Raw genomic sequence first — 12,292 nt, 5'->3', positions numbered from 1 at the left:
CATCATAGCGCGCCATGCCGCGTGCGGTGGTGACAGAGAGGCCAGCGAGGTCTCAAATTTGTTAGCCCCGAACGTCCGCCCGCTGGAGCTGCCCGTGCGCCACGACGGCGGCGAGGCCGGCGCAGCCTGGACCCGAAAGAGGAAACGATGGGCTGATTAGCCCTGGTCGAGGCGCCTTCGGAGGATCTCGGTGACGGCCGTGGGGTTCGCCTTGCCGCGCGTCGCCTTCATCACCTGGCCCGTGAGGAAGCCGATCGCCTGCTGCTTGCCGGCGCGGTAATCGGCGACCGCCTGCGGGTTCTCGGCGATGGCGTCCGCCGCCGCCTGCTCCAGCGCCGCCGTATCGCGAATCTGGGTCAGGCCGCGCTGCGAGACGATGCGCTCCGGATCCGCCCCCGTCTTGACGCTCTCCTCAAATACCTGCTTGGCCACGGCCTGCGTGATGGTGCCCGCGTCCAGGAGTCCGAGGACGGTTACGAGCGCTTGGGGCGTCGCGGCTGAAGCTTCGAGGTCGATCCCCGTGTCGTTCAGAATGCGGAACAGCTCGCCGTGGATCCAGTTGGCGAGGACCTTCGGCTTCTGGTACGCGGCGACGGCGCGCTCGAAGTAGCTCGAGACCGCCACGGACGAGGTGAGCTGCACGGCATCGTACCGGCTGAGCCCAAACTGCTCGCAGTACCGGTCGCGTTTGGCGTCGGGGAGCTCCGGAAGGCGGCCGCGCAGGTCCTCGACCCACTCGCGGGAGATGAAGACCGGCGGGAGGTCGGGCTCCGGGAAGTAGCGATAGTCGTGGGCCTCTTCTTTGGACCGCTGCGAAACGGTGATCCCGCGATCCTCGTCGAAGCCTCGGGTCTCCTGGATGACTCGCTCGCCGCGGTCGAGGAGCTCCGTCTGGCGGTCGATCTCGTACTCCAGGGCCCGCTGGACGGAGCGCGCCGAGTTCAGGTTCTTGACCTCGACCTTCGTGCCAAAGGCGGCTGAGCCGATCGGACGCAGCGACACGTTGACGTCGCAGCGCATCGCCCCTTCCTCCATGTTCCCCGTCGACACGCCGAGGGTCTGGACGATGAGCCGCAGCTTCTGCAGGTAGGCCCGCGCCTGGGCCGGCGTCCGGATGTCGGGCTCGCTGACGATCTCCAGCAGCGGCACGCCAGCCCGGTTCACGTCGATGAGGCTGTATGTCGATTCGCCATTCCTTCGGTGGAGGAGCTTGGCCGTGTCTTCCTCCAGGTGCGCGCGCGTTATCCCGACCCGGTGCGACTCGCCATCCACGTCGACCGTCAGGTGCCCGTGGGAACTGAAGGGCAGGTCGTACTGGGAGATCTGGTAGCCCTTCATGAGATCGGGGTACGGGTAGTTCTTGCGATCGAACTTGCTGGCTTCGGGGATCTCGCAGTTGAGGGCGAGCGCGGTGAGAAAGGCGTATTCGACGGCGCGGCGATTCATGACCGGGAGCGTGCCCGGCATCGCCATGCAGATGGGGCAGACGTGGGTGTTAGGCTCTGCGCCCGCGTAGTCGGCGCTGCAGGCGCAAAACATCTTGCTCTTGGTCTGGAGCTGGACGTGCGTCTCGAGCCCGATCACCGGCTCATACGTTGCTCTTGCCATGCGCTCCTTATTGTAGCCGCCGGGCTTGTGGACGGAGAATAGCCCCGTTATGAAAGGGACGGCGCCGGAAAGGGCCCCCGCGCTCGCTCGTAGGCGGCGGCGACACGGAAGATGGTCTCTTCGCCGAGCGCGGGCCCGATGATCTGCAGGCCGACCGGTAGGCCGTCGGAGAGGCCGCACGGCATGCTGAGACCCGGAAGGCCGGCCAGACTCACCGGGAGGGTGCACACGTCCGACAGGTACATCGCCAGCGGGTCCTGGGTCTTGGCGCCGAGAGGGAAGGCGACGCTGGGAGAGGTCGGCGCCACCAGTACGTCGAAGTCCGCGAAGGCGTTGTCGAAATCTGCCTTGATCAGGGTGCGGACCTTCTGAGCCTTGACATAAAAGGCATCATAATAGCCGGCCGAGAGCGCGTAGGTGCCCAGCATGATGCGCCGCTTGACCTCGGGGCCGAAGCCATCGGCGCGGGTGCGCAGGTACGCGTCGAGCGTGCTGGTGACACCTGGCGCGCGGTAGCCATATTTGACGCTGTCGTAACGCGCGAGGTTCGCGCTGGCCTCGGCCGGGGCGATGAGGTAGTAGGTGGCGAGGGCATAGGCGGTGTGCCCCATCGACACCGGACCGACGTCGGCTCCCAGCTCGGCGAGGGTGTCGATGGCCTGCCGCACGGAGGCCTCGACGCCCGGCTCGATCCCGCGCACGAAGTATTCGTCGGGGACGCCCACGCGGACGCCGTGCAGGTCGCGACCCATCGCGGCCTGATAGTCGGGCACCGGGTTGGGGAGCGACGTCGAATCGTATGGATCGCTGCCCGCGACAGCGGCGAGCAGCGTGGCGGCGTCGGCCACGGTACGCGCGAACGGGCCGACCTGGTCGAGCGACGACGCGAACGCGATGACCCCGTATCGGGATACGCGACCATACGTCGGCTTGATCCCGACGACGCCACACAAGGCGGCTGGTTGTCGGATCGAGCCGCCGGTGTCCGTGCCGAATGCACCGGCCGCCATCCTCGCCGCCACGGCCGCGGCCGAACCGCCGCTGGAGCCGCCGGGCACGCGCTCCAGGTCCCAGGGGTTTCGGGTGCTCATGAAGGCGGAATTCTCGGTGGACGAGCCCATGGCGAACTCGTCCATGTTGGTCTTCCCCAGCAGCACTGCGCCCGCCGCGCCCAGCCGAGCCACGACGGTCGCATCGAAGGGGGGCACGAACCCCTTGAGGATGCGTGACGCGCATGTTGTTTCGATGCCATTCGTGCAGAAGATGTCCTTCAAGGCGAGGGGAACCCCGAGCAGCGGGCCATCTTCCCCGGCGCGAATCCGCTCGTCGGCGCGGCGAGCGTCGGACCGGGCGCGGTCCGCCGTCACGGCGAGAAACGCCTGCACCGAGCGATCGAAGCGCGCGATGCGGTCGAGGTAGGCCTCGGTCAGTTCGACGGACGAGATCTGGCCCGTCCGAAGCGCCTCACGCGCTTCCTGGATATTGAGGTCGTATGCTTCCACGCTAGTCCAGGACGGGCGGAACGCGGAGGAATTCGCCTTCTCGGTCCGGCGCGTTGCGCAGGACGTCCTCCCGCGGAAGCGACGGACGCACCTCGTCATCGCGCATGACGTTCCGCAGGGGGATCACCTGCGCGGTCGGGGGGATGCCGGAGGTATCCAGCTCGGTGAGCGTCCGCATGTGCTCGAGAATCGCGGAGAGCTGTTCGCGAAAGGTCCGCTTCTCGTCGTCGCTGATGCCGAGCCGGGCCAGATGGGCGATGTGCTCGACGTCCTCTAGACTGATCGCCATGCGACTCTCCAGTGGTTGGGACCGGATTATAGCCCGTCTCACGGAGTGGCTTCGCAGCCGCGGCGTACCCCCGTGCGCGAGAGGGTCGGCCCGAGCGCTCGGGCCGACCCTCTGGTTGGCTGGTCGGAGTTCGACTCGAGAGCGGGCAGCGCCCACTCTCGAGTCGTCACGCGTTCAGTAGGGATATCCGTACCCGCCGGGATATCCGCCGTATCCGTATCCACCGTAGCCGTACCCGCCCGGGTACCCACCGTAGCCGTATCCGTACGGCTGGCCGTAGCTGGGCCCGCCGGCGTTTCCGGCGTAGATGTAATTGTAGCCGGGTGGAAGCGTGGCGAAGTTGCCGGCTCCGGTGCCGTAGCCACCGTTGTAGCCGTAACCGTAGCCAGAACCACCATATGCGTAGGGATTGGACGTATAGCCCGGATTGTAGCCGTAATTATAGCCGTAGTTGTATCCGGGGTTGTAGCTAGGATTGTAGCCGTATCCGTAGTTATAGCCGGGATTGTAGCCGTAGTTGTTCCCGTAATTGTAATTGTTGTAACCACCGTATCCGTTATACCCATTCGGATATCCGTAGTTGTATCCGTTTGTGCCGTACTGATAGTTGTATCCGTTTGTTCCATAGTTGTAATTGGTGGTCGATTCGTACGGATAGGTCGTATTGTAACTGGGAGGTGTGTATGGGTTCGTCGAGCTATAGGCGCCGGTATATGAGTTGTACCCATTATTGTTGTATGTCGCGTTTGTTCCGCTGTTGTAAACCGTGCAGGGCACGTTGTTCGGATACGATGGGTTTGGATTGGGATAGCTGGGGTTGCAGTTCATCGGGCTACTGGCCGTGGTATTCGACGTGCAGGGCACGTTGTTGGGATATCCCTGGTTCTGGTACTGGTTCGCGTAGGGATACCCCTGCTGCTGGCCGGAGTAGTTGGGATTGCAGTTGTACTGCGTCGTTCCCTGGCCATTCGGGTTGTACTGCGCGCCAGACGAGTTCTGGGTGGCGGAGGTGGACGCGCTGGAGGAGCTGGAGGAGCTGGAGCATCCGAGGAGGACGAACGGGTTGTAGCCGGCTGAGGAGCTGCCGGACGAGCAGCGCGCGGTGGTGTTCGTTCCGCCGCCGGTTCCCGCCGAGGTGTTTCCGCCTGCGAGGTTGACGGTGCTCGCCACCGGTCCGGCCGTCGTGTCCGCGACGACCGTCACGGCCTGGGAGCCTGGCGTGAGCGTGGACGGGTCGAGGTTGAAGCTGAATCCGATGGTGGCGGATCCACTGACGCCCGTCGAGCAGACGCTGCTCAGGTCCCGCGCGCCGGTGATGATCGCCGTGCCCAGAAGCTTGCCGCTCGTGTTGGTGCCGGAGTAGACGCGAACGTCCGCGGGCGGGCTTCCCGTGCCGCAGTCCACGGCGTAGCCGCTGAGCACGGTCGGGCCGTTGACTGCCCCCGTCGGAGATTCGACCCTGATGACCGCGTTGGCGCTCGTGGCGCCAGCCCCTTGACTGATGGCCGGATTGGAGCCGGGGTACGCGCCGGCGGAGGTTGCGCCGCCGCCGACCACGATCGGGAGCGTCGTGTAGTCCCACTGGTCACTGTCGATGGAGTGGGCGTAGATGTACAGCACGTGGGAACCGGGGGAAACGTTGGAGACGGCCCACGACAGGTCGAAGCCGGAGCGAGTCCAATCGGGGTTCCCGGAAGACGCGGCGACGTCCGGGCGAGCCTTGCCGTACACGGCGAACCCGAGCGGCCGGCCGCCGCCGTCGGCGGGGCCGTCGAGGTAGAGCTTCACGGAGTCGACGCCGGTTCCGGCCCCCGCGGTATCAACCGCCCAACCGGCAACGTCCAGCGTCTGTCCCTCGGTGATGGAGGCGCCGGCGGACGGCGAGTCGAGGGAGATCGAGATCGCCGACGGCGCAGGAGCGCCGGCATTGCTCGATCCGCTGATGGTTACGGCCTGGGTCGCATACGTCCACCCGCACAGCGTGTGCGCGTAGACGTAGATCGTCGCGTCTTCGCTCGGTGAGTTCGAGAAGTCAACGTCGGCGCTCCATCCGGACATGGAGTTCGTGAGGCCGTTGGCCGCGTCGATGTCCGGCCGCGGGATGCCGATGGTTGCGACGGCGAGGCCCGTCCCGCCCTCCTCCGGGGGTGCGTCCTGATAGAGGCGCACCGAATCGACGCCGCTGCTGCCAGCCGGGCTGGAAAGGTCGACTGCCCAGCCGCTGAACGTCGTCACGCCAGACACGGTGTCGCCGGTGGCCGGCGAGTCGATCCCAATTTGGGGCGAACACCCCTGGGCGGAAACGACGGCAATATCACTCGGGAGCCCGAACGATGCCGACTGCGCCAGCACGGCGGCGACGGCGAGCAGAGCGGCCGAAACGCTCCATCGAGTGAGAAACGAGTGCGCGGTCATGGACAGTCCCTCCACGGATTGGTTCCAGGTCCCGGAGCCGTTCCCCAAATGAGCGGCTCGCGCGCGGGGTGACCGGCCGTATCAAATTTGCCGATCGCCACAGCGTCGGCGCAGCCTCCGCTCGAAGGTGCGCGCAGCGCATGAGGGACATTATTGCAGGAAATCAAGGGAATGGCACAATTTGTGATACAGAAGGAGAGGGAGCGGTAACTCCGCTCCCTCTCCTTCTGTGACGTTGCGTCTTGCGGCCGGTTACGGACCGGCGGTCGTCGTCGCCGTGACCGGCGCCGATGGCGGGCTCTGGTTCCCGAAGGCGTCGAGCGCGATGACCTCGAAGCTGTACTGGGTGCTCACGGAGAGGCCGGATACGACCGCGCTGGTCGCGGTCGTGTTGCTCACGACGGAGGGGACGAATGCGCCGCTCGTCCCGAGCGCCTGGAGAACGCGGTAGCTGATGGCGCCGGGCACCGGGTTCCAGCTCAGGGTCGCTGTGGTGCCGGTGATGCCAGTTACCGTCACGCCCGTGGGTGCGGGGAGTGTCCCGTAGCCAGGAACTGGATAGCCTGGGTAACCAGGGTAGCCCGGATAACCGGGGTACCCCAGCCCGTATCCCGTGTTCGAGTAGGCGGGCACGACGGTCTCGAGTCCGTTCGGGTCAACCGCGCGAACCTGAAGGTAATACGTCTGGCCCGGCGTGAGGCCCGTTACCGTCCCGTTCGTCGCCAGGATCCCGCTGGTCTGCGGCACCGTAATCGCGACCGTGAAGTTCGCGGGCTGCGCAGCGGTCGCCTGGTAGATCCGGTACGACTGCGCGCTCGGGTTGGCGATCCACGAAAGGAGTACCGTTCCACTGGGCGGGGCGACGACTACGACCGTCTGCTGGTAACCGATTCCGGCGCCGTACCCTCCGTAGGGCGGGATTCCGCCGCCATAGTAGGGGGGCGGCGGCGCGTAGGCGCCGTAGCCGGTGCAGACGGGGCTGTAGTAGTCATAGTACGGCGCGCAGCCGTAGCCACCACCGTACCCGCCGTAGCCGCCGTATCCTGGGTAGCCGTAGTTCGTGTTGAGATAGCTTCCGCCGTACGGAGTCATCGGACCACCAGGGCCGTACTGGCCGCCGTAGGCCGGTCCACCGCCACCGGTCCGGGCCGGCGCTGCCGTCGGTCCCTGGACGTTGATGGCGACGGTCTTGTAGGCCCAGCCGTTCGCGATCGAGTGCGCGTAGACATAAATGGTATGACTGCCGCCGCTGACGCCGGACGGCGTCCAAAGATAGTCGAACCCGCTGTCGGTGTAGGCCGTGTTTCCGAGAGCAGCAGCAACGTCTGCTCGGGCTCCGCCGTAGTTTGCGTTGCCGAGCAACGTGCCGTTGTTGTCCATCCGGTTGTCGAGATAGATTCGCACCATGTCGACGCCGGTTCCCGGGCCGGCCGTATCGACTGCCCACCCGCCGATATCGATCTGTGTCCCGTTCGAGACGTTTGCGCCGTCCGCCGGGGCATCGATGGAGATCAGGGTGGTCGACTGCGCCATCGCCGGCGCGACGGGGAGCGCGAGTGCGAGGATTGCTGCGATTGCGGGTATAAGACGCGGGGTAAACGCGGATTTCAGACCCATCGCGTGATTCCTCCACCTGTTTGGTGGTTCCTCGGGCTACTAGCCTGTGCCGAGGAACGATCGGACCGTCTCCTCGGATCAGAGCGTGCACGGTCCGGCACATGGCCGAGCGGTCGCCGCAATAGTGACCTGAGACGAGTATTGCACTCTTTTTCGCGTGTGTCAACTTGCCGTGAACTGCTTCACGCGACTGCTTGGCGATCGTTATGACCAGTGAGGGTTACCGGAGTGGTTGCAGACGGTGAAGACTAATGAATGGACGCTGGATGCGTTATGTCTCGTATGGCCGACGCATGCGGTAATAACCGAACGCGAGCAGCGCGCCAACCTGGGAGATCATGACCGCCCCGAGGAAGCCCGCGAGCGAAGGCTGGATGCCCGGCATGTCCTGGGAGATGAAAGCGAGCGCCGAGATCGCAAGCAGGATCGGAATCAGGTACAGGATGCCGGTTGTCAGGACGACGCGCGTTCTGTTGCGGCCTGCCTCCGCGATGTCCGCCGGCGTCTCCAGCGGGACGTCGAGAAAGCGCGCGATGCGGGCCGCGTCCTGACCGATAGTGACCTCATTGTTACTCCAGGCGGCCAGGTAATCCGCGTCCCGCAGCACCAGGAAGAGCCCGAAGGCCCACGCGCCACCTGAGAGCGGGCCCGGCGGCATCTTCCGCACCTGGACCCCCTCGACATCCTCGAGCGGGTGAACGTCCCGGGAGCGGCGCGTATACGATTGCTCCTGAATCTCCAGGGTGTCGCGCTCCCGGTCGATGACCGAGACGCATCGAATCCGCACCGCGTTGAAGGCGAGCACGCTGATTAATGGCAGGAACAGGAAGACGAGCGCGAGAAAGCTCAACACGCCAGCCGGCGGTGATGACGCCAGGGTGCCGATGAGGCCGGCCGCGCCCGCTGCCGCGAGGACGATGTACAGCATGACGGGATCGGGCCGCGCCTCGAGGGTCATCGTCGTCGGAGTTTCGGAGATGCGGAGGGTGAGCCCGGCCTTGGGATCGCCTATGACCCGTCGCTGCACTGGTCCTCCGCACCGCGCGTCGCCCGCGACCGACGATTGCCGTCTCCATTATTACCAAGATTTATTACCAAGATTGCGCCCGGTTACAGATCGCCGCCAGTCTCCCGCTCGTCCGCGCGCTGCGGCAGCACGATCTCCAGGAGGCCGCGCGCGGTCTCGCCGATCTCTTCGGCTTTCGGGACCAGCACGCACAGCTGACGCTGGCAATTGAAACCGCCCCGGCCAATGCTGCCGAGCCTCCCCATCTCCAGCTCGAGGCGGACTGCCGCCTCGGACAGCACCCCGACGCCGATGTTGGCCATCACCGCCTGCTTTATGGCCTGGCTCGACCCGACTTCGAGCACGACGCGCGGCGCGACGTTCAGCTCTGCGAGGCGCGCCTCGGCAGCCCGGCGAAGCGACGACGTCGAGGGACCCATCACGAATTCCATGGCCGCCAGGTCGGCCCGCCCGGCCGATTGCGCACCGAGGAGCGGGTGCCCCGGGGGGCCGACGAGCAGAAGCTCGTCTGACGCAAATGGACGAGCCTCGAACTCGTCGGATGGCTCGGGGTTGACAGCAAATCCGAGCTGCAGCTCGCGGGCGCGCAGGCGGTCGCCGATGACCCGTGTCGGTGCGATATCGACGCGAATGGTGACGGACGGATAGTGTCTCCGGTATTGCGCCAGGAACTGCGGGAGAAGGTATTCCCCAATGGTGGGGCTGGCCCCAATGGTGAGGTGGCCCTCGAGGTTCCGATGGAGCCGGTCGATGGTCGCGGCCAGCTCGTCTGACATGCCAAAGATCCGCTGGGCGTAGGCGGCGACCGAGCGTCCCGCGTCCGTGAGCCCGACCCGATGCTTGGTGCGGTCGACGAGGACCAGCCCGAGATCTTCTTCGAACTGGCGGACCTGTGCGGAAACGGCCGGTTGCGAGATGGCCAGCTGGCGGGCAGCGCGCGAGAAGCTGCGGAGCTGCGCGACCATGTAAAAGATGCGGAGCTGGTGAAAGTTCAGCTCCGTCATAGCCAGTGCACAACCTCAGGGGGATGGCGGGGTGTGCTCATTATATTCCCGCCTTCGCGCCCTTCCGTCACGATCCCGCAAGCTCCCGCCGCTCTTTGCCCTGTGCCTACGCCCAGGAGTGGATCGAGATCCTGATTAGGGGATGAACGCGCCGCCGTTGACGAAGATGCTCTGGCCCGTGATGTAGCCGCCTGCCGGCCCGCACAGGTGGCGGACGAGGGCGGCCACCTCCTCGACGCGGCCCATGCGGCCAATGGGCGTGGTGGTGCTTTCGTGGGGGTGATCGGACGCGGCCACCCGCTGGGTGTCGATCGCATAGGGGTGGATCAGGTTCACGGTGATGTGCCGGGACGCCAGCTCCTTCGCCAGCGACCGAGTGAGACCGAGGAGCCCGTGCTTCGCGGCGGAGACGTGCGAGCCTGCGCGCGAGCCCGTGATCGCCGCCTGCCCGCCCATCATGACGATCGCTCCGCCGCCAGCCGCGGTCAGGTGGGGCACGGCCGCCTTGCAGCACAGCCACGAGCCGTCGAGGGTCACCGCGACGACCCGGCGGAACTCCTCGTAGGAGATGCGCTCGATGGGCGCGCTCGCGCGCAGCGTCTGATTGATCGAGAGGATGTCCAGTCGGCCGAAGTGACGGACAGTGTCCGCGATGAGGACTTCGACGGCTGCGGGATCGGTCACATCCGCCAGGTGATATGCGGCCCGCCCGTCCTCGCTCCGGATGAGATCGACCGTCGCCCGCGCCTCATCCTCTGACGTGCGGGCGTTGACCATCACGCCGGCTCCGGCCGCGGCGAGGGCACGGGCGACGCCTCGTCCGATGTTTCGCGACCCGCCGACGACGAGCGCGACCTTCCCTTCAAGCTCGTCACCGCGCCGATATGCCAGCTCCATGGCTTCCCCTCCCACGCCTCTGCTCAGTTGTCACGCCCCTGGTCGAACGTCCGCGACACGTGCGGTGAGGATCGGCGTGTAATAGTGCGGGATCAGCGGCAGCGCCGTCGAGAGAAGGAGCTCCAACCGCTGTGGTTGACCGGTCGCCAGGACCGAATCGTTCGTGGCATCCAAGGGGACCTGAACCCACCGTCTCGGCGGCTCTGCCAGCGTCCGTTGCACTCGCCGTTCCGGGGGCGTATCCTGCACCGTCATGACGCGCATCGTCATCGTCGGCGGCGGGTTTGCGGGCGTGGCAGTCGCGCAGGAGCTGCAGCGCCGACTCCCCGTGCGCGACGCGGATGTGACGATGGTCAGCCGGGACAACTTTCTTCTTTTTCACCCGATGCTGCCGGAAGTGGCGGGTGGCAGCATCGAGGCGCATCACATCCTCAGCCCGATTCGCCAGCTCTGCCCGCGGGCGACTGTGACCCTCGGACTGGTCGATCAGATCGATCTGGACAAGAAGACCGTCTTCGTGTCCCACGGACCGCACGGCGCGGTCACGCCGATCTTCTACGACACGCTCGTGGTCGCTGTTGGCGCCGTCACCAATTTCTCTGAGCTCACGGGGATGGCCCAGCACGCCCTCGGGCTGAAGACCATCGGCGATGCGCTTTACCTTCGGAATCACATCATTAACATGCTGGAAGAGGCGGACGTCGAAACGGACCCGGCGCGGCGCCGCGAGCTCCTGACCTTTGTCGTCGCCGGGGGCGGTTTCTCGGGCGTCGAGATGGTCGCGGAGCTGAACGACTTTGTCCACCAGACGAGGCGCTATTACCACCGCGTACGGGCCGACGACATTCGCGTCGTTCTGCTCCATGCCGGAAACCGCATCCTCCCGGAGCTGAACGAGAACCTGGCAGCCTTTGCTCTGAAGCATCTCGAGCGCCGCGGGATCGAGGTGCGGCTCGAGACCATGCTCGGCGGCGCGACCGAGGACGAGGCGCTCATCAAAGACGCCGACCCGATCGCGACTCGCACCCTCGTATGCACGATCGGTACCGCGACGAATCCCCTCATCGGGAAGCTCCCATGTTCCAAGGACGAGCGCGGCCGCATCGTCGTGTCCTCGTCGCTCGAGGTGGAGGGTTGGCCGGACGTGTGGGCGCTGGGAGACTGCGCCGCGGTCCCGAACCAGGCGACCGGAGCCCTCGCCCCGCCGACGGCCCAGTTCGCTCAGCGGGAAGGCAAGCTCGTCGCGCGCAACATCGTGGCGCGCCTGCGGGGTGATGCGCCACGCTCCTTCGATTTTCCTGGGCTGGGCCAGTTCGTGTCCCTGGGCCACCGTTCGGCGGTCGCCGAGATCCTCCGGTTCCGGATCGCGGGCTTCATCGCGTGGTTCATGTGGCGCACCGTCTATCTCGCGAAGCTGCCCGGCCTCTCGCGGAAGGCGCGCGTGGCGCTCGACTGGACTCTCGATCTCCTGTTTGGGCGCGACATCACGCAGCTCCCCCTGGCCCGCGGAGAGCGCGTGGGCCGCGCTCACTACGAGCCAGGCGACGTGATCGTGCAACAGGGAGATATCGGCGATCTGTTCTACGTGATCACGACCGGCGAGGTGGAAGTTGTGCGCTATGCTCAAGACGGGAGCGAGCACCCCATCACCCACCTGCGCCAGGGCGACTACTTCGGCGAGCTGGCCCTGCTTCACGCGGGCACGCGAAACGCAACCGTGCGCGCAGTGTCCCCGGTCAACGTCCTGACGCTCGGGCGCGACGACTTCACGGTGCTGGCCAAGAACTGGGCCGGGCTCCGGGAAGTGCTCATCGACGCGGCGCGAGAGCGCGGGGAGTAGCCGCTCCGGCGTCCGTAGCATGCGAGATCCGGCGCTCGGGTCGGGCGAGTGCGCCGCCGTCGCTATACTGACAAAGATGAGCGGGAGAGGTGA

10 protein-coding genes are annotated in these 12,292 nt (G+C 66.1%); 1 reads left to right on the top strand and 9 read right to left on the bottom strand.

The features are described from left to right. Positions 1–156 precede the first annotated feature (156 nt). The 9 genes from gatB to VFC51_04685 form a co-directional block, all read right to left on the bottom strand. Entirely contained in the window at positions 157–1,608 is a 1,452-nt protein-coding gene (gene gatB / locus VFC51_04725) for an Asp-tRNA(Asn)/Glu-tRNA(Gln) amidotransferase subunit GatB (protein HZT06311.1), read from the bottom strand. A gap of 47 nt (positions 1,609–1,655) precedes the next feature. Beyond that, entirely contained in the window at positions 1,656–3,110 is a 1,455-nt protein-coding gene (gene gatA, locus VFC51_04720; protein ID HZT06310.1) for an Asp-tRNA(Asn)/Glu-tRNA(Gln) amidotransferase subunit GatA, read from the bottom strand. A 1-nt stretch (position 3,111) separates the two neighbouring features. Beyond that, complete coding sequence (gene gatC / locus VFC51_04715; GenBank protein ID HZT06309.1) at positions 3,112–3,399, bottom strand: Asp-tRNA(Asn)/Glu-tRNA(Gln) amidotransferase subunit GatC; 288 nt, start codon at positions 3,397–3,399, stop codon at positions 3,112–3,114. A gap of 174 nt (positions 3,400–3,573) precedes the next feature. Beyond that, positions 3,574–5,814 (bottom strand): Ig-like domain-containing protein, encoded by a 2,241-nt coding sequence (locus VFC51_04710; protein HZT06308.1) that lies wholly within the window; start codon positions 5,812–5,814, stop codon positions 3,574–3,576. A 252-nt stretch (positions 5,815–6,066) separates the two neighbouring features. Then, complete coding sequence (locus tag VFC51_04705; GenBank protein HZT06307.1) at positions 6,067–7,431, bottom strand: fibronectin type III domain-containing protein; 1,365 nt, start codon at positions 7,429–7,431, stop codon at positions 6,067–6,069. 271 nt (positions 7,432–7,702) lie between these two features. Then, entirely contained in the window at positions 7,703–8,458 is a 756-nt protein-coding gene (locus VFC51_04700; protein ID HZT06306.1) for a hypothetical protein, read from the bottom strand. 83 nt (positions 8,459–8,541) lie between these two features. After that, positions 8,542–9,462, bottom strand: coding sequence for a LysR substrate-binding domain-containing protein (locus VFC51_04695; protein ID HZT06305.1), 921 nt, complete (start codon positions 9,460–9,462; stop codon positions 8,542–8,544). A 135-nt stretch (positions 9,463–9,597) separates the two neighbouring features. After that, complete coding sequence (locus VFC51_04690; protein HZT06304.1) at positions 9,598–10,359, bottom strand: SDR family NAD(P)-dependent oxidoreductase; 762 nt, start codon at positions 10,357–10,359, stop codon at positions 9,598–9,600. A 30-nt stretch (positions 10,360–10,389) separates the two neighbouring features. Next, complete coding sequence (locus VFC51_04685) at positions 10,390–10,614, bottom strand: hypothetical protein (protein ID HZT06303.1); 225 nt, start codon at positions 10,612–10,614, stop codon at positions 10,390–10,392. On the opposite strand from VFC51_04685, the gene VFC51_04680 reads away from it, so the two are divergent. After that, positions 10,613–12,199: an FAD-dependent oxidoreductase gene (locus VFC51_04680; protein ID HZT06302.1), complete on the top strand. Its 1,587-nt coding sequence runs from the start codon at positions 10,613–10,615 to the stop codon at positions 12,197–12,199. The genes VFC51_04685 and VFC51_04680 overlap by 2 nt on opposite strands. Positions 12,200–12,292: the final 93 nt, after the last annotated feature.

It is taken from the genome of Chloroflexota bacterium, from assembly GCA_035652535.1.
Lineage (GTDB): Bacteria > Chloroflexota > UBA6077 > UBA6077 > SHYK01 > DASRDP01.
This window is presented reverse-complemented; position numbering and strand designations above follow the sequence as displayed.

Excerpts from the sequence above, each read along its gene's own strand:
- VFC51_04680 (HZT06302.1), top strand. The coding sequence starts at position 10,613 with ATGACGCGCATCGTCATCGTCGGCGGCGGGTTTGCGGGCGTGGCAGTC.
- gatC (HZT06309.1), bottom strand. The coding sequence starts at position 3,399 with ATGGCGATCAGTCTAGAGGACGTCGAGCACATCGCCCATCTGGCCCGG.
- VFC51_04690 (HZT06304.1), bottom strand. The coding sequence starts at position 10,359 with ATGGAGCTGGCATATCGGCGCGGTGACGAGCTTGAAGGGAAGGTCGCG.
- VFC51_04705 (HZT06307.1), bottom strand. The coding sequence starts at position 7,431 with ATGGGTCTGAAATCCGCGTTTACCCCGCGTCTTATACCCGCAATCGCA.
- gatB (HZT06311.1), bottom strand. The coding sequence starts at position 1,608 with ATGGCAAGAGCAACGTATGAGCCGGTGATCGGGCTCGAGACGCACGTC.
- VFC51_04695 (HZT06305.1), bottom strand. The coding sequence starts at position 9,462 with ATGACGGAGCTGAACTTTCACCAGCTCCGCATCTTTTACATGGTCGCG.
- VFC51_04685 (HZT06303.1), bottom strand. The coding sequence starts at position 10,614 with ATGACGGTGCAGGATACGCCCCCGGAACGGCGAGTGCAACGGACGCTG.
- VFC51_04710 (HZT06308.1), bottom strand. The coding sequence starts at position 5,814 with ATGACCGCGCACTCGTTTCTCACTCGATGGAGCGTTTCGGCCGCTCTG.